Here is a 19137-nt window from a genome sequence, read left to right on the forward strand (position 1 = left end):
TGTCAGCGCCGCGGCCCTGGCCCCCCGCGGCGGGCGGCGCGCGTGGCTTCAGCCGCGGCCAGCTGCAGTTCGCGCGGCAGCGCGGTGATGGCGGCATGGAAGAAGCGGCGCTCCGCCGGGCGCAGCTTGCCGAGCAGGCCGGCCAGGCGCTCCACGGTGGCAAACGCGGCGGGGGTGTCGCCGTGCTCGAAGGTGTGGAACCAGCTGGCTTCAAGCAGCAGGTTGGCGAGTTGCAGGGCGCCGTAATGCACGTGCCCGGCATCGTGCTCGTTCAGCGCGAAGCCGGCCAGCGAAGACCAGCTGATAAAGCCCTTGGCGCGGGCAAACGGCGCATGGAAGGGGCGCAGCGCGTCCACGGCTTCGTCGAGCAGCAGCGGCCGCTGCGCGCGGAACGCCTTGAGCGTGCCGCCGCCGTCCTGCGCGCAGTTGCCGCGCGCGATACGCAGCAGGAAGATGATGTTCCACGCCGAGCCGCCGCCTGCGCCGAAGCGGTCGCAGATCCACTCCGACAAGCCCAGCCAGCGCACCGACTGGCGCTGCACCTGGCCGGCGGGCCACTGGCGCGCCGGGTCGATCAGGGCATGGTTCCAGAACAGCCACAGGCACAGGCCGAGATTGGCGGCCACGTGCTGCGCGGCATCTACCGAGTCCGCTTCGTACGCGGCCTGCAGCGCGCCGGAGAAGCCTGCCACGGCGGCTTCGGCGGCCTGCCGGGCTGCCTCCGGCTGCGTGGCCATGTCGCGGATCGCCACGGTCTTGTGGATCAGCGCGCCCAGGTTCAGGGTTTCAAAGCGCACGCGCGGGTTGTAGCGCACCACCGGCTGCAGCGCGGGGTCGGCGGCAAGGCTCTCCAGCTCGGCCTGCGCCGCTTCCATCTGGTTGCCGGCATAGCGCTCCCAGGCGCGCACCACGCGCGCCATGGCGGCGAAGGTCGGCAGGGCGGTATCCACGGTGCCGGTGCCGACGATGCGGTCAAAGCGCTGCAGCGCCGCACGGCTGCGCGCGAGGTCGTCGCCACGCCGCCACGCCRGGCTCTCCTTGAGCAGGGCGAAGGCGTGCTGGAAATCGTCGGTGGCGCAGCGCTGTGCCGCGCGCAGGGCGTTGGCCACGCCGTTGCTGGCGCTACCCCCCGCAACGCCCACGCCGTCCTGCATGCCGCGCATGGCTTGCGTGAGGTGGCTCCAGTAGCTGATGTCGCGCATCACGTAGTCGACGGCAGGATTACCGGGGCTGCCGGGATTTCCATCGCCCCCCTTGCCGGCGCGCTGCGCGGCGCCCGTGGCCGGTCCCACGAAGCGCGCCAGCGCCGCATCGCCGGCCCGGCGGCCGTCCACGGTGAAACGCAGGCGCTTGCAGGCCGCCGGCGTGATCCAGAACGGCCCGCGGCTGCGGTGCGCCGGGTTGAGCCCGGCGGCGCACTGGCTGCGATCCGGCCCCCAGCCCACCGGGATGTCCCAGCGCGCGAAATCGGCAAAGGCGCGGGAGACCAGCATGCGGATATTGGCGGCGTCGGGAAAGCGCGTTCGCAACAGAACCGCTGGCACGCCGGTGGCGCCCTTGCGCGCGGCCAGGCAGACCGCGGCGAGCAGCCACAGGCTCTGGTAGCGCGCGGGCTCGCCATTGACGCGAAAGGGCGCGGACAACTCGATGGTGAGGGAGGGCTGGGGCATGCGTTCGCGGATCGATTGGAGGGCCGTGGGCGCCTTCGGCGAGCACCGCCGGAACGCGCAGGTTACACAGGTTACAGCAAATGCTCTTGGCGGCGTGCCGCCGGACTCCTATGCTCCGCTTCGTTCGCCAGGCCTGGCCAGCAATCCCGTGCTCCCTTGCCGATGTTCGTACCCCGGCACGTCACCGGCACGGCTGCAGGGACCGCCACTTCTTCGCAGCGACGGCGGCGCGGGGTGGCTCCGATCACTACTAAGAACAATGGAGAGAATCTTGAAGCAAACCGCAATCCTGGCCGCGCTATGCGCGGCGCTCTCGGTCTCAACGGCCCGTGCGGAAGTGCTCTGCACGGTAATGGCGGACGCCGCCAGCGGCAAGATCCTGAAACAGGAGGGCACCTGCGGCCAGCGCGTGACCGCCGCATCGACGTTCAAGGTGCCCCTGAGCCTGATGGGCTTCGACTCGGGGCTGCTGGTGGACGAGCATGCGCCGGCCATGCCGTTTCGTGCGGAGTATCGCGAGAGCAATCCCGCCAAGCGCGTCACAACGGATCCCGAACGCTGGATGAAGACTTCGGTCGTGTGGTACTCGCAGCAGTTGACGCAACAGCTTGGCGAAGCGCGCTTCCGGCGCTATGTGGGCGAGTTTCAATATGGAAACGGCGATGTGTCGGGGGACCCCGGGAAGCACAATGGGCTGACGCACTCATGGCTCAGCTCGTCGCTGAGGATCTCGCCGCTGGAGCAGGTCGCCTTCCTGGCGAAGGTGGTCAATCGCAAATTGCCCGTCTCCGCGCATGCTTACGACATGACGAGCCGGATCATGGCGATCGGCGTGCTGCCGGACGGATGGGCCGTGCACGGCAAGACGGGCACCGGCGCTCCGATCCTGGCCAATGGGTCCGAGGACTGGAACCACGGCTATGGATGGTTTGTCGGCTGGGCGACGAAGGCGGGCCGCAGCGTGGTGTTTGCCCGCCTGACCCAGGATGAAAAGAAGGAGTCGGTCGGCGCCGGCTTGCGCACGCGGGAAGCGTTCATGCAGGAGCTGCCGGGACTATTGGCCTCCCGCTAAGGCCGCCGCATCCGACGGATGCCATGTCAGCCGGAATGGCAAATGGCATCCGTTCCAACATCACAGGAAAAGACAGATGAGACACTCACCCGTTCGCCGCACGCTGCTGCTTGCCGCTGCTTCGGTTCCTTTTACCAGCGCCTGTACCTCGTTGGCAGGCAGAGCCGGGGGGAGCGCCGCGGCGCAAGACCGCCTTGCCGCTCTCGAGTCCGCAGCGGGCGGGCGGCTTGGGGTCGCGGCGCTGAATACGGCCAACGGCGCGCGGATCAGCCACCGCGCCAGCGAACGCTTTCCGCTCTGCAGCACATTCAAGGTGCTCGCGGCATCCGCCATCCTGCAGCGCAGCGCGGCGGAAAGCGGACTGCTGCAACGACGCATCGCCTACACGAAAGACGAACTCGTTGCGTATTCACCGGTCACCGGAAAGCACGCAGGCGAAGGCATGACGGTTTCGGAGCTCTGCGCGGCCGCTCTCCAGTACAGCGACAACACGGCTGCCAACCTGCTGATGAAGATACTTGGCGGTCCCGCCGCCGTGACGGCGTTTGCCCGCTCGATCGGCGACGACGCGTTCCGGCTCGACCGCTGGGAGACCGAACTCAACACGGCGATACCGGGCGATCCGCGCGACACGTCGACACCCGCGGCGATGTCGCGGAGCCTGCAACGGCTCGCGCTGGGCGATGCGCTGGGCGCGGCGGAACGCGGCAGGCTGGTGGCATGGATGCGCGGCAACACGACCGGCGCGACGCGCATCCGCGCCGGCGTGCCGGCGGATTGGCAGGTGGCGGACAAGACCGGTTCCGGCGACTACGGCGCGGCCAATGATATTGCCGTGGCGTGGCCCCCCGGAAAGCCGCCTGTCGTGATGGCGATCTATTTCACGCAAGGCGACAAGGACGCGGCATATCGGAACGACGTGCTGGCAACGGCCGCGCGGATCGTGGCCGATGCGATTGGCCAGGCCGGCATGGCCTGAGCGGGCTTCGTGCTTCGTTTCCTCACGCAGAGGACGGGGGCCGCCCCTCAGGCCCGGCTGGCGGCGGCGAACGTCAGGCCGAACTTGCCGAGGTACTTGGCCAGCCGGTCGCTGTCGTTGCTGCTGCTCTTGCCCAGCCGCGAAACCGCGAACAGTTGGCGCCCGGCCTCGGCCTGGCTACGGCTGCGCTGGCACACACCCAGCACGTAGTCGAGCTGGACCAGGTCGAAAGGGTCCGTGGCGGCCAGCACGGCGGGGTCCAGCAGCGCTTGTGCCAGGGGCTGGCCGGGCACCTTGCCGTTCTCTTGTTCGTCGCCGCCGTCCTGCCAGGATTCGCTCAGGCGCGTTATCTCCGCGTCCACGGCGGCCGCATTGATGCGGCCGCTGTCGGCCAGCGTCATCATGCGCGTCACTGAAGCCGCGAGGTCGCGGAAGTTGCCGCGCCAGCAGGCCTGCGGGGACACCGCGAAATCCAGCCACGCCAGGCGCGCCTCCTTGTTGAAGCGCACCTGGCTGCCGAGCTCGCGTGCCTGGCGCGCGAGCTCGTAATCCAGGTTGGGCTCCACGTCTTCGGGGCGCTCGGCCAGCCCCGGCAAGCGATAAGTCCACAAGTTGATGCGGGCGAACAAGTCCTCGCGGAAACGCCCCGCGCGCACTTCCACGCGCAAGTCCCGGTTGGTGCCGGCGATCAGCTGGAAATCGCTCTGCACCTCCTTGTCGCCGCCCACGGGAAAGAACCGTTTCTCCTCGATTGCCTTGAGCAGCATGGCCTGCTCATCCAGCCCCAGCTCGCCGATCTCGTCCAGGAAAAGCAGGCCCTGGTGGGCCGATCGCAGCCAGCCCGTGCGCTCGCCCTGCGCGCCGGTAAAGGCGCCCTTGACGTGGCCGAACAAGGCGGACATGGCGCCGTCGCCGCGGATGGTGGCGCAGTTCACCTCCACGAAGCCGCCGCTCAGTTGATGCCGGCCCTTCTTCAGTTCAAACACCCGCCGCGCCAGGAAGGACTTGCCGGCGCCGGTGGGGCCGGTCAGCAGCACCGGCGCGCGCGAGCGCAGCACCACGCGCTCGATCTCGTCGATCATGCGGTTGAAGGCGGGATTACGGGTGGCGATGCCGGACTTGAGCAGCGATACCGCGTCCTGCTGCTCGCGCGAGAAGCGCGCGGCGAGCTGGTCGTAGCGGGACAGGTCGAGGTCGATGGCGGCATAGCTGCCCGGCTGGCCACTGGCCTGCCGCAAGGGTGGCGAGGTTTGCAGCAGGCAGGCCGGCAGGTAGCGCGCCTCGGTCAGCAGGAACAGGCAGATCTGCGCCACGTGCGTGCCGGTGGTGATATGCACCCAGTAATCCTCGCGCTCCGTATCGAAGCGGTAGCCGCGCGCGAACTCATGCAGCGAGGCATAGACCTCGCTGAAATCCCAGGGATCCTCCAGCGCCAGCAGGTTCAGCCTGACCTCGGTCTCCGGCGAAACCTTGGCGATATCGGCCGCGACCTGTTCGGCCAGCGTCCGGTGGCGGGCCGTATGGAGAAGCTCGAAGCGGTCTACCAGCAGGTCTTCGTGCTGGCACAGTGCGACCGTGGGCCGCCATTTCTCCCAGCGCGCGGAGCCCTTGCCGCGGTCGAGTTGCGTGCCAATGAAGCCGATGACGACTTTTTTCATGTTCTCTTAATTTATATATAGCTAGATAAATATATATAAATAGAGGCACTTCAACAAGCCAAAATCCGGCATTCATTTTCCATCTGTCGAAGAAAAATCTATTTATATCAATGGCTTGCCGGCTTTGTGCCCAAGCCGGCCGTGCCCTGGCACACCGATTGCTGAATAGAGACCATCGAATACGGTGCGGGCCGAAAGCCAACGGCAGCCAAACCAGGCGCAAGACGCCACCGCCCGCACCGGCAACACACTAGTCTCCAGGGAGAATGCGAATGGCAAATACCAATCTGTTCCAGGGCCAGCGTGGCCGCCCGATCGTTGCCGCCTTCGCCGCCGGGCAGTTGCATGCCGGGCACTGGGTGGGCGAGATCTCGGCGCTCAACCTGTGAAGTCGAAAGCTTGTGAAATTGTGAGGTTGTGAAGTTCGGCGGTGGCCGGCGAATGCCGGGCAGACTACATCCAAGGCTTGTCTGTCCTGACCCTTGTCGCCGGTTGCCGCCCCCGAGCCTGCATACCCCAAGCGCCCCGCGCGGCGCCTGCGGTATGCGGACTTGCCACGAATGCTGGCCAGGATTACATCTGGTGATTGCCGGTTCGATTCCGGCTGCTGCGCAGGACGGCAGCGTCAATCCGGCCGATCCTCGTCGTGGCGGAGCCGCATTCTTTCAGGTTGACGGGCGAATGCCTGTGGAACTACATCACTGGTAATGAGGAGGTTGCGGGTGCGAGTCCCGCCGCTAAACCGGATTGGCCGGGGCAGCGTAGCTCAACGATAGAGCGCCGGTTCCACAACCACTAGTCGCCCACTTATTTTGGTATCTTGCTGGCCACTGCCAGCGTAGTCCCGCCGCAAGGCAAAGAGAGAAGCAGAGATGACCTCCAAGGAGAATTACGACGTATTCCGGACCGGCAAGGGCCGTCCGGTCAAGATGTGGACCCACGGCGTGCCGGTCGACGAGGGCGCCCGCGCGCAACTCGCCAACACCGCCCAGATGCCGTTCATCTTCAAGCACCTGGCCGTGATGCCGGACGTGCACCTGGGCAAGGGCTCGACCATCGGTTCGGTGATCCCGACGCAGGGCGCCATCATCCCGGCGGCGGTGGGCGTGGATATCGGTTGCGGCATGATTGCGGTCAAGACCACGCTGTGCGCCGGCGACCTGCCCGATAACCTGGGCCCGCTGCGCAGCGCCATCGAGAAAGCCGTGCCGCACGGGCGCTCGAACAACCGCGGCGGACGCGACAAGGGCGCCTGGGGCGAAGTACCGGATACGGTGGATGCCAGCTGGGCCGCCCTGGCCGGCGGCTTCGAACGGATCACGCAGAAGTACCCCAAGCTGACGCGCACCAACAACCGCAACCACCTGGGTACGCTGGGTACCGGCAACCACTTTATCGAAGTCTGCCTGGACGAGAGCCAGTCGGTCTGGTTCATGCTGCACTCGGGGTCGCGCGGGGTGGGTAATGCCATCGGCAATACCTTCATCGAGCTGGCACAGGCGGATATGCGCCGCCACTTCATCAACCTGCCGGACCGCGACCTGGCCTATCTGGTGGAAGGTAGCCAGCACTATGAGGACTACGTGTTCGCGGTGGAGTGGGCGCAGCAGTATGCGCGGCGCAACCGCGAACTGATGATGGCCAATGTGCTGGACGCCGCCCGCGCCGTGATCGGCAAGCCCTTCGCGGCGGAGATGGAAGCAGTGAACTGTCACCACAACTACGTGCAGAAGGAGCGCCACTTCGGCGAAGACGTGCTGGTGACACGCAAGGGCGCGGTGAGCGCCAAGGCCGGCGAACTCGGCATCATCCCGGGCTCGATGGGCGCGCGCTCCTACATCGTGCGCGGCAAGGGCAATGAAGAGTCGTTCTGCTCCTGCAGCCACGGCGCGGGCCGCACCATGAGCCGGACCGAAGCCAAGCGCCACTTTACGGTGGACGACCAGCGGCGCGCCACGGAAGGCGTGGAGTGCCGCAAGGACGCCGAGGTGATCGACGAGATCCCGATGGCGTACAAGGATATCGACGCCGTGATGGCGGCGCAGTCAGATCTGGTCGAAATCGTCCACACGCTCAAGCAGGTGGTGTGCGTGAAGGGCTGAGCGATGCCGAAGCCACCGGCGCGGACCGGGACGGGAAACGTCCCCGGCCGCGCCGGCATAACAACAAGAACAGACGAGTAAACGCAATGATGGAAATCGACGGCTCCTACGGCGAGGGCGGCGGGCAGATCCTGCGCACCGCGCTGTCGCTGGCCATGGTGACCGGCACGCCGGTGCATATCGCCAATGTGCGCGCCCGGCGCAGCAAGCCGGGGCTGATGCGCCAGCACCTGACCGCCGTGGTCGCGGCGCAGGCGATCAGCGGTGCGCGCACCGAAGGCGCGGCGATCGGCTCGACCGCGCTGACTTTCGCGCCGGGGCCGGTGCGCGCCGGCAACTACGACTTCGCCATCGGCTCCGCCGGCAGTTGCACGCTGGTGCTGCAGACGCTGCTGCCCGCGCTGTGGAGCGCGCCCGGCGATGAGAGCTTCACCCTGACCCTGTCGGGCGGCACCCACAACCCCATGGCACCCTCGGCGACCTTCCTGCGCGATGCGTGGCTGCCGCTGATGGCGCGCATGGGCGCGGCGGCTGACCTGACGCTGCGCCGCCACGGCTTTTATCCCGCGGGCGGGGGCCAACTGACAGTGAGCGGATGCTCCGGCGCGGCATGGTGCGCGCTTGCGCTGGAAGAGCGCGGCACGCCCGGCGTGGCCGACGCGCGTGCGCTGATCGCCGGCGTGCCGCTTCACGTGGCGCGGCGCGAGCTTGACCTGGTGGGCGAGTTGATGGGATGGGAGGCGAGCCAGTTGCACGTGGGCGGCCTGCGGCACGAGGAAGGGCCGGGCAATGCGGTGCTGCTGACGCTGCCGCACCAGCACGTTACCGAGGTGTTCTGCGAGTCCGGCAAAAAGGGCCGTACGGCGGAGAGCGTGGCGGGCGCCGCCTGCCGCCAGGCACGCGCCTACCTGGCCGGCAAGGGCGCGGTGGGCCCGCACCTGGCCGATCAACTGCTGTTGCCGATGGCGCTGGCGGGTGGCGGGAGCTTTACGGTGGACGAAGTAACCGATCACCTGCGCAGCAATGCAGAAGTGATTGGCAAGTTCCTGCCGGTGGAGATCGGGTTTGAAACCCTGGCCGGGTGTACGCGCGTGGTGGTGTCCTGAGGCCCCGGCCCTCAGCGTCCAAACTGCCCCAGCACCATCCCCACCGTACTCAATCCGCCCTCGATCAGCCGCCCCATGTAGGTGCTTATCTGCGGCATGATCAGCATCATCATCAAGATGCCGCCGCCCAGCGTGACCGGGAACCCGACCGCGAAGATCGACAGTTGCGGCGAGGCGCGGTTCAGGATGCCCATGGCGAGATTGAGGGTGAGCAGCGCGGCGATCAGCGGCAGCGCCAGCAGCAGCCCGGACGAGAACACCGTGGCGCCGGCGCCCGCCACCGCGGCCCAGCCCGCGCCGGTGAGCGGCTGGGCGGCGATCGGCAGCGCGGCGAAGCTGTCGGCGACGGTGGCCAGCAGCATCAGGTGGCCGTCCATCGCCAGGAACATCAGCATGGCCACCACGTTGAGAAAGCGCGACAGCACCATGGTCTGGCCGCCGGAGGAGCGGTCGTAGAAGGAGGCGAACGACAGGCCCATCTGCAGGCCGATGGTTTCGCCGGCGAACTGCACGGCGGCGAACACCAGCCGCATGCTGAATCCCACCGCCAGCCCGATGCCGACCTCGTTGAGAATGATCAGCAGGCCCTCGAGCGAGTACACCGGCACCAGCGGCAGCTTGTCGATGGTGGGCGAGATGATCACCGCCATCAGCGCCGCCAGCGCGACCTTGGCCCGCCTCGGGATGGTCGATTCCCCGAACAGCGGCGCGGTGCCGATCAGCGCCAGCATCCGGAACATGGGCCAGAGGAAGGCGGCGATCCAGGCGTAGAGCTGGGCGGAGGTGACGGAGAGCACGGCGGCGGGCCTGGCTAAAGCGCGGTCAGTCGCGGCGCCGGGCTTAGTGCACCAGGGCGGGAATGCCCTGGAACACTTCGCGCATGTAGTCGACGAAGGTGTTGATCATCCACGGGCCGGCCAGCACCATGGTGGCGAACAGCGCCAGCAGCTTCGGGATAAAGGACAGCGTCATTTCATTGATCTGCGTGGCGGCCTGGAACAGGCTCACCACCAGGCCGGCCACGAGCGCCACCAGCAGCAGCGGCGCCGACAGCATCAGGGTCATCTTCATCGCCTGGGTGGCGATGGTCATTACGGTTTCCGGAGTCATGGCGAATAGGCCTAGGGTGGGGCAGGCGCCCCGTGATCAGTTCAGGAAGCTCTGCGCCAGCGAGCCAAGCAGCAGTTGCCASCCGTCYACCAGCACGAACAGCATCAGCTTRAAKGGCAGCGCGATGGTSGCSGGCGGCACCATCATCATSCCCAKCGCCATCAGCACGCTGGCGACSACMAGGTCGATRATCAGRAASGGGATAAASACRGTAAAGCCGATCTGGAACGCGGTCTTGAGTTCGCTGGTGACAAAGGCGGGCACCAGGATACGCATCTGCACGTCTTCCGGGCCTTGCATCTCGGGCGCCTTGGCCATCTGGGCGAACAGCGCCAGGTCCTTCTCGCGGGTCTGCTTGAGCATGAACGCCTTGAGCGGCGCGGCGGCCTTGGCGGCGGCGTCTTCCAGGCTGAGCTTGTTTTCGGACAGCGGCTTGTAGGCGTCGGTGTAGATGCGGTCGAACACCGGCGACATGACGAAGAAGGTCAGGAACAGCGACAGTCCCACCAGCACCTGGTTGGGCGGCGAGCTGGCCGTGCCCAGCGCATTGCGCAGCAGCCCCAGCACGATGATGATGCGCGTGAAGCCCGTCATCATCAGCATGGCCGCCGGCAGGAAGGACAGCGAGGTCAGCAGTACCAGCGTCTGCACCGACAGCGACCAGGTCTGGCTGCCGCCCGGACCCGCCTTGCTGGTCAGCCCCGGCAGCGCTTGCGCATGCGCCATGGCCGGCAACAGCACCAGCGCGAGGCACGCGCAGGCCAGCAGGGCCGCGAGCGCAAGCCGGGCGGGCTGGCTGAGGTATTCGCGGAAGGACTGGAGGTGGTGTTGCAGGGAGCGCCGGGGGGCGTCAGGCAGGAAATTCATGACTTCAGGTTGTCTTGCATGGCGCGCAGCAGCTTTTGTCCAAAGCTGCCGGCCGGAACCTGGCTTGCCGCGCCGCCGGGATTCTGGTCCGGCTTGTGCGCGGCTTGCGCGGGCAAAGTGTGGAGCGTGCGAATCTCGCCGGCGCTGACACCCAGCACCAGGCAGGTGTCGCCGACTTCCACCATGACCAGGCGCTGGCGCGCCCCGAGCATGGTGCTGCCTATCACTTTCATCTGGCCGCCCTGGCCATGGCGCACCAGGCCAGCGCGGCGCGCCAGCCAGGCCAGCAGCAGGATCAGCGCGATGACGGCGAACAGGCCGAGGCCGGCCTGCGCCAGTCCCGACGCGGCGCCAACGCCGACATGGCTGCCGGCGCCGACGCCGCTGCCGACCGTGCCGGTACCGGCAGGGCTGGCGGCAACCGCGCTGGCCTGCGCGGCCGCGGGCGCGGCATGCGCCAGGGCCACGCCGGCGGCTAGCGCGGCGGTGGCGGTCCGGCGCGGGCTGGCGTTCATCGGTTGAGCTTCCGGATGCGTTCGGACGGCGTGATGATGTCTGTCAGGCGGATGCCGAACTTGTCGTTCACCACCACCACTTCGCCCTGGGCGATCAGGTAGCCGTTGACCAGCACGTCCATCGGCTCGCCGGCCAGGCCGTCGAGTTCCACCACCGAGCCCTGGGCCAGCTGCAGCAGGGTCTTGATCGGCACCTTGGTGCGACCGAGCTCTACCGTGAGCTGGACCGGGATATCGAGAATCATCTCGATATCGTTGTGGAAGGCGCTGGGCGTGTCCTTCTCCAGCGGCTGGAAGACCTTGGAGGCGGCCGGCGTTGCTGTGGCTGGCGTGGCGACGGCCTGGGCAGGCGCGGCGGCAGCGGCGAGATCCTCGGCGCTGGTCTGCTCCGCCAGGGCRCTGGCCCAGTCGTCCATCGGRTCGRCCGGGWTGTCCTCTTTGCCGTCAGTCATGGTCGGTTTCCTTGTTGGAATCGATTTCTTGGTGATTGATCATCCGTTCTACCCGCAACGCATACTGGCCGTTCATGGTGCCAAAGCCAGCCTGCATCACGGGCACGCCATCGACCTTGCCGAAGATCTGCTCGGGCAACTCGATGGGGAGTACATCGCCGACGCGCAGCGCCAGCACATCGGCTACGGTGCTTTCCACGTGGGCAAATTCGGCTACCAGGTCTACCTCGGCCGCGCGGATCTGCTGCGACAGCTGAGAGATCCAGCGCTTGTCGACTTCGACCTCGTCCTGCAGCGGGTTCATCAGCAGGTCGCGCACCGRCTCGATCATCGAGTACGGGAAGCAGACGTGAAGCTGGCCGCCGACGGCGCCGAGTTCGATATGGAAGGCCGTTGTTACCACCACCTCGCTGAGCATGGCGATGTTGGCAAACTTGGTGTGCATTTCCGAGCGGATGTATTCCAGCTCGATCGGGTGCACCGCCTGCCAGGCGCTGCCATAGCTGGAGAGCGCCAGGTCCAGCAGGCGCCGGATGATGCGCTGCTCGGTCTGGGTAAAGTCGCGCCCTTCCACGCGGGTGTGGAAGCGCCCGTCGCCGCCGAACAGGTTGTCGACCACCAGGAACACCAGGTTGGGGTCGAACACGAACAGCGACGTGCCGCGGAACGGCTTCATGTGCACCAGGTTCAGGTTCGTCGGTACCGGCAGGTTGCGCACAAAGTCGCCGTACTTCTCGATGCGGATCGAGCCTACGGAGATGTCGGCGCCGCGGCGGATGAAGTTGAACAGCTGGGTGCGAAGCTGGCGGGCAAAGCGCTCGTTGATGATCTCGAGCGTGTGCAGCCGGCCGCGCACGATACGTTCTTGCGTGGCCAGGTTGTACGGGCGCACGCCATCCTCGGAGACCGGCGCGGCGACCTCGGGCGTGTCGGTCTCGCCCGACACGCCTTTCAGTAATTCGTCTACCTCGTCCTGCGAGAGGAACTTGTCGTAGGCCATCTAGTGTCCTGCCCCGTGAGTGCCGTGATGAATGAAAGCGACCATTTGCCCGGATTGCCTATGAGCCCGCGCGCTGGCGTTGGCGCGCACGCTGTGAAACGTGCAAGGCGGACAAGGACGGATTCATATCGGATTTGCTGGTGGGGCAGGGCAAAGCGCTTACTGCACCACGAAGGAAGTGAATAGGACGTCCAGGATCTGCTGTTTGGGCAGGTTGGGCGCGAACGGCTGGCTGATGGCATTCTGGATTTCCTGGGCCAGCTTGCGCTTGCCTTCCACCGTCGCCAGGTCTGGCGGCTGCTTGGCCGACAGCAGCAGCAAGATGCGGCTGCGGACTTCCGGCAGGTATTCGGTGATGCGCGCCTGGTTCTGCGCGTCCGCCACCTTGAGCGACAAACCGGTATGCAGGAAGCGGTCGCCGTCATCGCTCTTCAGATTGACGGTAAATGCTTCCAACGGCACAAAAATTGGCGGCGGTACAACCGGTGCGGCGGGCACGGCCGGTTGGCGGTTGCTCAGGATGTTGCCCAGAAAAAAGCCCCCGGCACCCAGCGCAGCGACGAGCACGACGCCGAGAAGCAGCAGCAGTCGCCCGCGCTTGCTCGTGTTGCCGTCAGCCTGGGAAGAAGTGAGCGTATTCGCCATGAGATGCCTGTATCGGAATGCCCTGCCATTCTTGAGGGAATCAGGGGCAAGCAAAGGGCCGAAAAAAAGGGTGAAACCCGCTCAGCTTGGCCCTTTGAGCCGAGCAGGTCTTGTCATCCGAGCGATGCGGATGGTCTTACAGGGGTTAACGAATGGCGGACACGGAACTTGAGCGGGATGTTCAAGGAAAACCCGTACTGGGGGCCGGACAGCGGGTGGCGCCGGGGTCGGGCGGCCGGTTCGCCGCCGCTTGGGCGAGCCGGCGCGGCCGGTCATCCGCCGCCCGCTCCGCCGTGCGTCGGGGTGGGGGATGCTGCCAGGCTATTGATTGGAAAGGGATTTTCCTGTGGCCAGGTATCGGTGGGACCAGGCGCCCGGTGGATTTCCTCGGCCGCGATGGCAATCAGGGCGCCGGCTGCGGCGCTGAGCGGCCGCAGCGGGTGGCTGACCGTGCCGGGGCAGCCCATGGCGCCCCGATCCGCAGCGGTGTGTGTGACTGAGGGGCGCTCAGGAGCCTCGGCAGGCTGGCGGGAATACGCACCAGCCGCCGTCCCGGTGCCGGAAGAAGAAGATGGCGAGCGAGCCGGCGGGGCGGTTGACTTGCGCGCGCACACACCCGCCCGATATGCCGGGCGGGTGCACGCGGGTGATCATGGCGTCGCCCGTGGACCCCAGCCACTTGTGGACCAAGGCGCGTAGCGACGTGGCGGCCGATTGCATTTCACACTCCTTCGGTTCTTGCGACCCACCTGCGACCTTTTGGCCGGGGCTGGCCGGTACGTTTTTCATACCTGCAGTATGGTTCTTGCGCCCTGGCGGCGAAATCGGCCAAGACTGAAAACGATGTCCGACGGAGGGCAACAACCGTGTCCGTGGCGGGCTGGCCTGTGTCAGCGGATGCTGACACAGGCGGTAGCCGATCCGCCGTGCCGGGCCCGTTTCCTGTGCAATATTGGCCGCGTTCAGCCCAGGTCGCCGCCGCCTACCGGCAGGACCGTGCCCGTGATGTAGGAGGCCTCGTCGGACGCAAGGAACAGGATGGCGCGTACTTGTTCGTCGATGGTGCCGTAGCGGCGCATCAGGCTGGAGCCGATGGTCTGGTCAACGATCCCCTGATACCAGATGGCTTCCTGCGGGGTCTGCTCCGCCGTGTTGCGCGGCACTTTGCGCGGCGGCGCCTCGGTGCCGCCGGTGGCGACCGCGTTGACGCGGATGCCGTCCTGCGCATGCTCGAAGGCCAGGCTGGCGGTCAGGGAGTTGACGCCCCCCTTCGCGGCCGCATAAGGCACGCGGTGGATGCTGCGCGTGGCGATGGACGAGATATTGACGATCGTCCCCTGCCGGCGCCCGATCATGGCGGGCAGCACGGCGCGGCAGCACCAAAGGGTGGGGAACAGCGAGCGGCGGATCTCGGCTTCGATCTGCCCTTCCTCATATTCCTGGAAGGGCCTGGCCCAGATGGTGCCGCCCACGTTGTTGACGAGGATATCGATGCGGCCGTAGGCCTGCAGCGCGGCGCTGGCCATCTGGCAGGCGCCGGCGTAGGTTTCCAGGTCGGCCTCCACCGCCAGCGCCCGGCCGCCATTCGCGGCGATTTCCGCGGCGACCTCATGCACCAGTGGCGAGCGGTCGACCAGTACCAGGCTGCCGCCCTCGGCCGCCGCGGCGAGCGCCACGCCGCGTCCGATCCCTTGTGCCGCACCGGTGACGATGGCGGTTTTTCCGCTGAAGCGCGCGTTTGTGTTCATGGCGTATCCGTGATCCGTATTTTGTATTCCGTGAGAAGGTGGGTCAGGCAGCGTTGCTGGCCGAGAATTTCTCGTAGTGGAAGCTGGCCGGCGTCACGCCGCCGTTCTGCAGCCAGCCGCGCACCGCGTCCACCATGGCGACCGGGCCGCACAGATAGATGTCGACACGCCCGCCGTTGAGCCAGTCCGGCTCCACGTGCTGCGTCACATAGCCCTGGCGGGTATCGCTGCTGACCGGGTCGAGCACGCAGGTGCGGTACTCGAAGCCGGGGAGCCTGCGCTTTGCGTCGTCGAGTTGTTCCAGCGCCACGAGGTCGATCTCATGCGTCACGCCGTACACCAGGCGGACCGGATGCGGGCTGCCGTTCTCGGCCAGCACGTCCAGCATGGACAGGAAGGGCGCGATGCCGGTGCCGCCTGCCAGGAACAGCACAGGGCGGGTCACTTCGCGCAGGTAGAAGCTGCCATAGGGGCCGGCGAAGGAAATGGGCTGGCCGGGCTGCGCCTGCTTGCTCAGGAACTCGCTCATGCGGCCGTTGGGCACGTTGCGCACCACGAATGAAGCGTGCCTGGCGCCGGGGGCGGAGCTGAACGAGTACGAACGGGTCAGGCCGGTGCCCGGGATTTCCACGTTCACATACTGCCCTGCCAGGAAGGCCGGCACGGCGGTCTCGCCGAGGTCGATCGAGAACCCGATGGTGGAATCGGACAACTTGTCCACTGCCGCCAGCTTGCCCTGGTAGCTGGTTACGCCCGTCTTGCAGGCGGCCGACGATGCCGGCACCTTGATCACGCAATCCGAGCGCGGGCGCGTCTGGCACGCCAGCACGTAGCCCTTGGCCGCTTCTTCGGGCGTCAGCGCGTCTTCGATATAGCTCGACTCCGGCAGGTCGTACTCGCCGGATTCGCACAAGCCGCGGCAGGTGCCGCAGGCGCCGTCGCGACAGTCCAGCGGGATATTGATCTGCTGGCGGTAGGCGGCGTCGGACAGGGTTTCATTGGCGGCGCAGGTGATGAAGCGGGTGACGCCGTCTTCGAACTGCAAAGCGATGTTGTATTCCATGGCGTGATTCCTCCGGCGCGTCCGCTCAGATGTGATAGATGTCGATGACCTGGTTGATGTAGTCGTTTTTCAGCACGACGTACTTGTCCAGGATCTGCGGCCGCTCGCCGGCAAAGTCGATGACGTAGCGCGACATGCCGAAGTAGCTGTAGTTGGTCTTGTAGCGGTGGCTCAGCGTGTGCCAGTTGAAACGCACCGTGCAGACGCTGCCTTCCTGGCGCTCCAGCTCGACGTTGCTGAGGTTGTGGCTAGTGCGCGTGTCCGGCATGGTGGCGCTGGAGCGCTCGGTCTTGATGCGGAACACGCGGTCTTCCAGGCCCTGGCGGTTCGGATAGTAGATCAGCGAGATCTCGCGCTGGGGGTCGGTCACCAGCGTGTCGTCGTCGTCCCAGGATGGCATCCAGAACGCAGCATCCGGGTGATAGCAGGCCAGCCATTCATCCCATTGTTCGTCGTCCAGCAAGCGGCTTTCCCGATAGAGGAAGGCCTGGATATCCGCGAGGCTGATCGTGGCGGTCGTGGTCATGCTTCGCTCCCTGCGTTGCCGGCATTGCCGCTTTTGCTTGCTTCGGCCCCGGTGGCCTTCTTCATGACGTCCAGCCAGTAGCGGTGCTGCACCGTGTACAGGCCTTCGTCCTCGGTCTTGACGCCGCTCATCAACGGCTTGAGGCCAATCTTCTGCGCGGCCTCATCGGCGCCTTCCACCCAGTGCGTGGCGCCGCGGCACATGTCGTTCCATTCCAGCGCGCTGCCGGCATAGCCTTGCTGGCAGGCGCGGAATTCTTCCAGGTCGTCGGGCGTGGCCATGCCGCTGACGTTGAAGAAATCCTCGTACTGGCGGATGCGGCGCGCGCGCGCCTCGTCGGCCTCGCCCTTGGGCGCGATGCAGTAGATGGTGACTTCGGTCTTGTTGACGGAAAGCGGACGCAGCACGCGGATCTGCGAGCCGAACTGGTCCATCAGGTAGACGTTGGGGTACAGGCACAGGTTGCGCGAGTTCTGGATCATCCAGTCCGCCGTCTCGGCGCCGCAGCGCTCGGCGAATTCCTCGCGCCGGCTGAAATTCGGCCGGTCTTCGGGATTGGCCCAGCGCGACCACAGCAGCATATGGCCGTGATCGAAGGCGTAGAAGCCGCCGCCTTGCCGGCCCCAGTTGCCTGCGTCCATCGCGCGGATCTTGTCCTCGCGGGCGTTCTCCTGCTTGCGGTGGTTGGTGGTGGCGGCGTAGTTCCAGTGCACCGCGGAGACGTGGTAGCCGTCGGCGCCGTTCTCGGTCTGCAGCTTCCAGTTGCCTTCGAAGGTATAGGTGGAGGCGCCGCGCAGCACTTCSAGCCCGTCGGCGGACTGGTCCACGATCATGTCGATGATCTTGGCGGCTTCGCCCAGGAAATCCTTGAGCGGCGCCACATCCGGGTTCAGGCTGCCGAACAGGAAACCACGGTAGTTTTCAAAGCGGGCCACCTTTTTCAGGTCGTGCGAGGCTTCCTTGTTGAAGCAGTCGGGGTAGCCGGCGCCCTCCGGATCCTTGACCTTGAGCAGCTTGCCGCTGTTGTTGAAGGTCCAGCCGTGGAAGGGGCAGGTGTAGGTCGCCTTGTTGCCGCGCTTGTGGCGGCACAGCATGGCGCCGCGATGGGTGCAGGCGTTGATCAGCGCGTTGAGTTCGCCCTGGCGGTTGCGCGCGATCACGACCGGCTGGCGGCCGATGTAGGTCGTGTAGTAGTCGTTGTTGTTGGGGATCTGGCTTTCGTGCGCCAGGTAGATCCAGTTGCCCTCGAAGATGTGCTTCATCTCGAGTTCGAACAGCGCTTCATCGGTAAAGGCGCTGCGATGCAGGCGGTAGTCGCCGGTTTCGCGGTTTTCCACCAGGTAGTCGTCCAGCCGCTTCAGGGTCGGGCTGTTGTCCGGGTAAATGGGGATCATGAGTTGTCTCCTGCATCCGTGCGGATGCGCCGGGCCGTGAGGTGTCCTCAGGGCGGCCCTGATGTGGCTGCGGCGGCCGGCAGGTGCGCCGGCTACGTCTTTCCTGTCTTGGGGGGGGCTTACGCGGCGGCGCGCTTGCGCTCCACTTCCGGCGCCGGCGCCGCGGCGCATTCGCCGTACAGGCGGAAGTCGAAATCGATGGAGGCAAACGGCTTGCCCAGGCCGCGTTTGGCAAGTTCCTCCGGGGCGTCGATATGCCTGACGGCCGGCACCAGCCCCTCGCGGCTGGCGAAGGCGAAGTCGTCCCACAGGTATTCGTCGCCGTCGATATTGATCTGGGTGGTCAGCTTGCGATGGCCGGGGGCCGAGACAAAGAAGTGGATGTGGGCAGGCCGGCGTCCGTGACGGCCCAGCAGGTCCAGCAGCCGCTGGGTGGTGCCTTGCGGCGGGCAGCCGTAGCCCATCGGCACGTTGCTGCGGAACTGGTAGCGGCCCTCGCCGTCGGTCACGATGGTGCGGCGCAGGTTGAAGTCCGACTGGGTCTTGTCGAAGAACGAGTAATTGCCAAGCAGGTTGGCATGCCAGACCTCCACCGAGGCGCCGGGCAGCGGCTTGCCGTTGGCGTCATGCACCGTGCCCTGCATGAACAGGACCTCGCCCTTGCCGTCCTCGCTGCCGTCGTCCAGCCGGGCGAAGCCTTCGCTGGCCGGTGCGCCCGCCACGTACAGGGGACCCTCGATGGTGCGCGGTGTGCCGCCGCTCAGGCCGGCCTTCGCCTCGGCTTCGTCGGCGCGGATGTCCAGGAAACGCTCCAGGCCAAGGCCGGCGGCCAGCAGGCCAAGCTCCGGGCCGGCTTCGGCGAAATATTCGATGCCCTTCCAGACTTCGCTGGCGCTCAGGTCAAGGTCCTCGATGGCCTTGAACAGGTCGGCGGTCAGGCGGGCCACCACGCTTTGCACGCGGGCGTCGACATTGCCCTTGGCGGTGTCGACGATGAACGCTTTCACCAGCGCTTCGATTTCCGGGTGAGTCATTTGTCTGCTCCTTGTCTCTGGTTTTCTGGGTGGGGCCCGTCTTGCAAGGCGCCATTCATGTGGCCTTGCATTGGCTTCCGGCATGGCGGCGTGATTCGAACTAAAATGCCAAAAAGGTATAAAAAATCATTGTCACGGCCTGGTGCGAAGAATAGGAGCGCTGAATTTGGTGGTCCAACACTGTTTTAGTATTGGC

Annotated in this window: 19 protein-coding genes; 4 read left to right on the top strand and 15 right to left on the bottom strand. The window is 66.3% G+C overall.

The window, feature by feature from the left end; all coding sequences use genetic code 11:
* Window positions 1–2: 2 nt before the first annotated feature.
* Window positions 3–1670, bottom strand: coding sequence for a hypothetical protein (locus AC1DN0_RS14630; RefSeq protein WP_477145807.1), 1668 nt, complete (start codon window positions 1668–1670; stop codon window positions 3–5).
* Window positions 1671–1929: 259 nt separating this feature from the next.
* Between AC1DN0_RS14630 and blaOXA the strand changes: the two genes are divergently transcribed.
* Together blaOXA and bla are read left to right on the top strand one after the other, a co-directional pair.
* On the top strand, window positions 1930–2742 hold the full coding sequence (blaOXA, locus tag AC1DN0_RS14635) for a class D beta-lactamase (protein ID WP_441636678.1): 813 nt from the start codon (window positions 1930–1932) through the stop codon (window positions 2740–2742).
* Between the two features lie 76 nt (window positions 2743–2818).
* Window positions 2819–3721 carry a class A beta-lactamase gene (gene bla, locus AC1DN0_RS14640; RefSeq protein ID WP_441636680.1) on the top strand — a complete coding sequence of 301 codons (903 nt, stop codon included), beginning with the start codon at window positions 2819–2821 and terminating at the stop codon, window positions 3719–3721.
* Between the two features lie 47 nt (window positions 3722–3768).
* Here the strand turns inward: bla and rtcR are convergent, their stop codons facing one another.
* Window positions 3769–5379 (bottom strand): RNA repair transcriptional activator RtcR, encoded by a 1611-nt coding sequence (gene rtcR, locus AC1DN0_RS14645; RefSeq protein WP_441636682.1) that lies wholly within the window; start codon window positions 5377–5379, stop codon window positions 3769–3771.
* Window positions 5380–6251: 872 nt separating this feature from the next.
* On the opposite strand from rtcR, the gene AC1DN0_RS14650 reads away from it, so the two are divergent.
* Window positions 6252–7481, top strand: coding sequence for an RtcB family protein (locus AC1DN0_RS14650; protein WP_441636684.1), 1230 nt, complete (start codon window positions 6252–6254; stop codon window positions 7479–7481).
* 86 nt (window positions 7482–7567) lie between these two features.
* The gene (rtcA, locus tag AC1DN0_RS14655) at window positions 7568–8587 is read left to right on the top strand and encodes an RNA 3'-terminal phosphate cyclase (RefSeq protein ID WP_441636686.1); all 1020 of its coding nucleotides are present in this window, start codon (window positions 7568–7570) and stop codon (window positions 8585–8587) included.
* 11 nt (window positions 8588–8598) lie between these two features.
* Here the strand turns inward: rtcA and fliR are convergent, their stop codons facing one another.
* From fliR to catA, 13 genes are all read right to left on the bottom strand, one after another.
* Complete coding sequence (gene fliR / locus AC1DN0_RS14660) at window positions 8599–9384, bottom strand: flagellar biosynthetic protein FliR (RefSeq protein WP_441636688.1); 786 nt, start codon at window positions 9382–9384, stop codon at window positions 8599–8601.
* Between the two features lie 43 nt (window positions 9385–9427).
* Window positions 9428–9697, bottom strand: a complete 270-nt coding sequence (fliQ, locus tag AC1DN0_RS14665; RefSeq protein WP_035870540.1) for a flagellar biosynthesis protein FliQ — start codon at window positions 9695–9697, stop codon at window positions 9428–9430.
* Window positions 9698–9733: 36 nt separating this feature from the next.
* Complete coding sequence (gene fliP, locus AC1DN0_RS14670) at window positions 9734–10423, bottom strand: flagellar type III secretion system pore protein FliP (RefSeq protein ID WP_477145819.1); 690 nt, start codon at window positions 10421–10423, stop codon at window positions 9734–9736.
* A gap of 137 nt (window positions 10424–10560) precedes the next feature.
* Window positions 10561–11079: a flagellar biosynthetic protein FliO gene (gene fliO, locus AC1DN0_RS14675; protein ID WP_477111309.1), complete on the bottom strand. Its 519-nt coding sequence runs from the start codon at window positions 11077–11079 to the stop codon at window positions 10561–10563.
* Entirely contained in the window at window positions 11076–11531 is a 456-nt protein-coding gene (gene fliN / locus AC1DN0_RS14680; RefSeq protein WP_477145808.1) for a flagellar motor switch protein FliN, read from the bottom strand. The genes fliO and fliN overlap by 4 nt, the downstream gene beginning before the upstream one ends.
* The gene (gene fliM / locus AC1DN0_RS14685; protein WP_477145809.1) at window positions 11524–12531 is read right to left on the bottom strand and encodes a flagellar motor switch protein FliM; all 1008 of its coding nucleotides are present in this window, start codon (window positions 12529–12531) and stop codon (window positions 11524–11526) included. Before fliM ends, fliN begins: the two co-directional genes overlap by 8 nt.
* A gap of 159 nt (window positions 12532–12690) precedes the next feature.
* The gene (fliL, locus tag AC1DN0_RS14690; protein WP_441636233.1) at window positions 12691–13176 is read right to left on the bottom strand and encodes a flagellar basal body-associated protein FliL; all 486 of its coding nucleotides are present in this window, start codon (window positions 13174–13176) and stop codon (window positions 12691–12693) included.
* A 507-nt stretch (window positions 13177–13683) separates the two neighbouring features.
* Window positions 13684–13896 carry a hypothetical protein gene (locus tag AC1DN0_RS14695; protein ID WP_441636231.1) on the bottom strand — a complete coding sequence of 71 codons (213 nt, stop codon included), beginning with the start codon at window positions 13894–13896 and terminating at the stop codon, window positions 13684–13686.
* Between the two features lie 242 nt (window positions 13897–14138).
* On the bottom strand, window positions 14139–14924 hold the full coding sequence (locus AC1DN0_RS14700) for a 1,6-dihydroxycyclohexa-2,4-diene-1-carboxylate dehydrogenase (RefSeq protein ID WP_441636229.1): 786 nt from the start codon (window positions 14922–14924) through the stop codon (window positions 14139–14141).
* A 43-nt stretch (window positions 14925–14967) separates the two neighbouring features.
* Window positions 14968–15987, bottom strand: coding sequence for a benzoate 1,2-dioxygenase electron transfer component BenC (gene benC, locus AC1DN0_RS14705; protein WP_441636227.1), 1020 nt, complete (start codon window positions 15985–15987; stop codon window positions 14968–14970).
* Between the two features lie 25 nt (window positions 15988–16012).
* Complete coding sequence (gene benB / locus AC1DN0_RS14710; protein WP_441636225.1) at window positions 16013–16513, bottom strand: benzoate 1,2-dioxygenase small subunit; 501 nt, start codon at window positions 16511–16513, stop codon at window positions 16013–16015.
* The gene (gene benA, locus AC1DN0_RS14715) at window positions 16510–17907 is read right to left on the bottom strand and encodes a benzoate 1,2-dioxygenase large subunit (protein WP_441636223.1); all 1398 of its coding nucleotides are present in this window, start codon (window positions 17905–17907) and stop codon (window positions 16510–16512) included. Before benA ends, benB begins: the two co-directional genes overlap by 4 nt.
* A 119-nt stretch (window positions 17908–18026) precedes the next feature.
* A complete protein-coding gene (gene catA, locus AC1DN0_RS14720) occupies window positions 18027–18941 on the bottom strand; it encodes a catechol 1,2-dioxygenase (protein ID WP_441636221.1) in 915 nt (304 codons plus the stop codon).
* Between the last annotated feature and the right edge of the window lie 196 nt (window positions 18942–19137).

Source organism: Cupriavidus sp. 05N39 (assembly GCF_056397325.1).

What these genes read in the sequence shown, in the direction of transcription:
- blaOXA (WP_441636678.1), top strand. Translation starts at nt 1,930, where the DNA reads ATGGAGAGAATCTTGAAGCAAACCGCAATCCTGGCCGCGCTATGCGCG.
- bla (WP_441636680.1), top strand. Translation starts at nt 2,819, where the DNA reads ATGAGACACTCACCCGTTCGCCGCACGCTGCTGCTTGCCGCTGCTTCG.
- rtcR (WP_441636682.1), bottom strand. Translation starts at nt 5,379, where the DNA reads ATGAAAAAAGTCGTCATCGGCTTCATTGGCACGCAACTCGACCGCGGC.
- AC1DN0_RS14650 (WP_441636684.1), top strand. Translation starts at nt 6,252, where the DNA reads ATGACCTCCAAGGAGAATTACGACGTATTCCGGACCGGCAAGGGCCGT.
- rtcA (WP_441636686.1), top strand. Translation starts at nt 7,568, where the DNA reads ATGATGGAAATCGACGGCTCCTACGGCGAGGGCGGCGGGCAGATCCTG.
- fliQ (WP_035870540.1), bottom strand. Translation starts at nt 9,697, where the DNA reads ATGACTCCGGAAACCGTAATGACCATCGCCACCCAGGCGATGAAGATG.
- fliO (WP_477111309.1), bottom strand. Translation starts at nt 11,079, where the DNA reads ATGAACGCCAGCCCGCGCCGGACCGCCACCGCCGCGCTAGCCGCCGGC.
- fliL (WP_441636233.1), bottom strand. Translation starts at nt 13,176, where the DNA reads ATGGCGAATACGCTCACTTCTTCCCAGGCTGACGGCAACACGAGCAAG.
- AC1DN0_RS14695 (WP_441636231.1), bottom strand. Translation starts at nt 13,896, where the DNA reads ATGCAATCGGCCGCCACGTCGCTACGCGCCTTGGTCCACAAGTGGCTG.
- AC1DN0_RS14700 (WP_441636229.1), bottom strand. Translation starts at nt 14,924, where the DNA reads ATGAACACAAACGCGCGCTTCAGCGGAAAAACCGCCATCGTCACCGGT.
- benC (WP_441636227.1), bottom strand. Translation starts at nt 15,987, where the DNA reads ATGGAATACAACATCGCTTTGCAGTTCGAAGACGGCGTCACCCGCTTC.
- benB (WP_441636225.1), bottom strand. Translation starts at nt 16,513, where the DNA reads ATGACCACGACCGCCACGATCAGCCTCGCGGATATCCAGGCCTTCCTC.
- catA (WP_441636221.1), bottom strand. Translation starts at nt 18,941, where the DNA reads ATGACTCACCCGGAAATCGAAGCGCTGGTGAAAGCGTTCATCGTCGAC.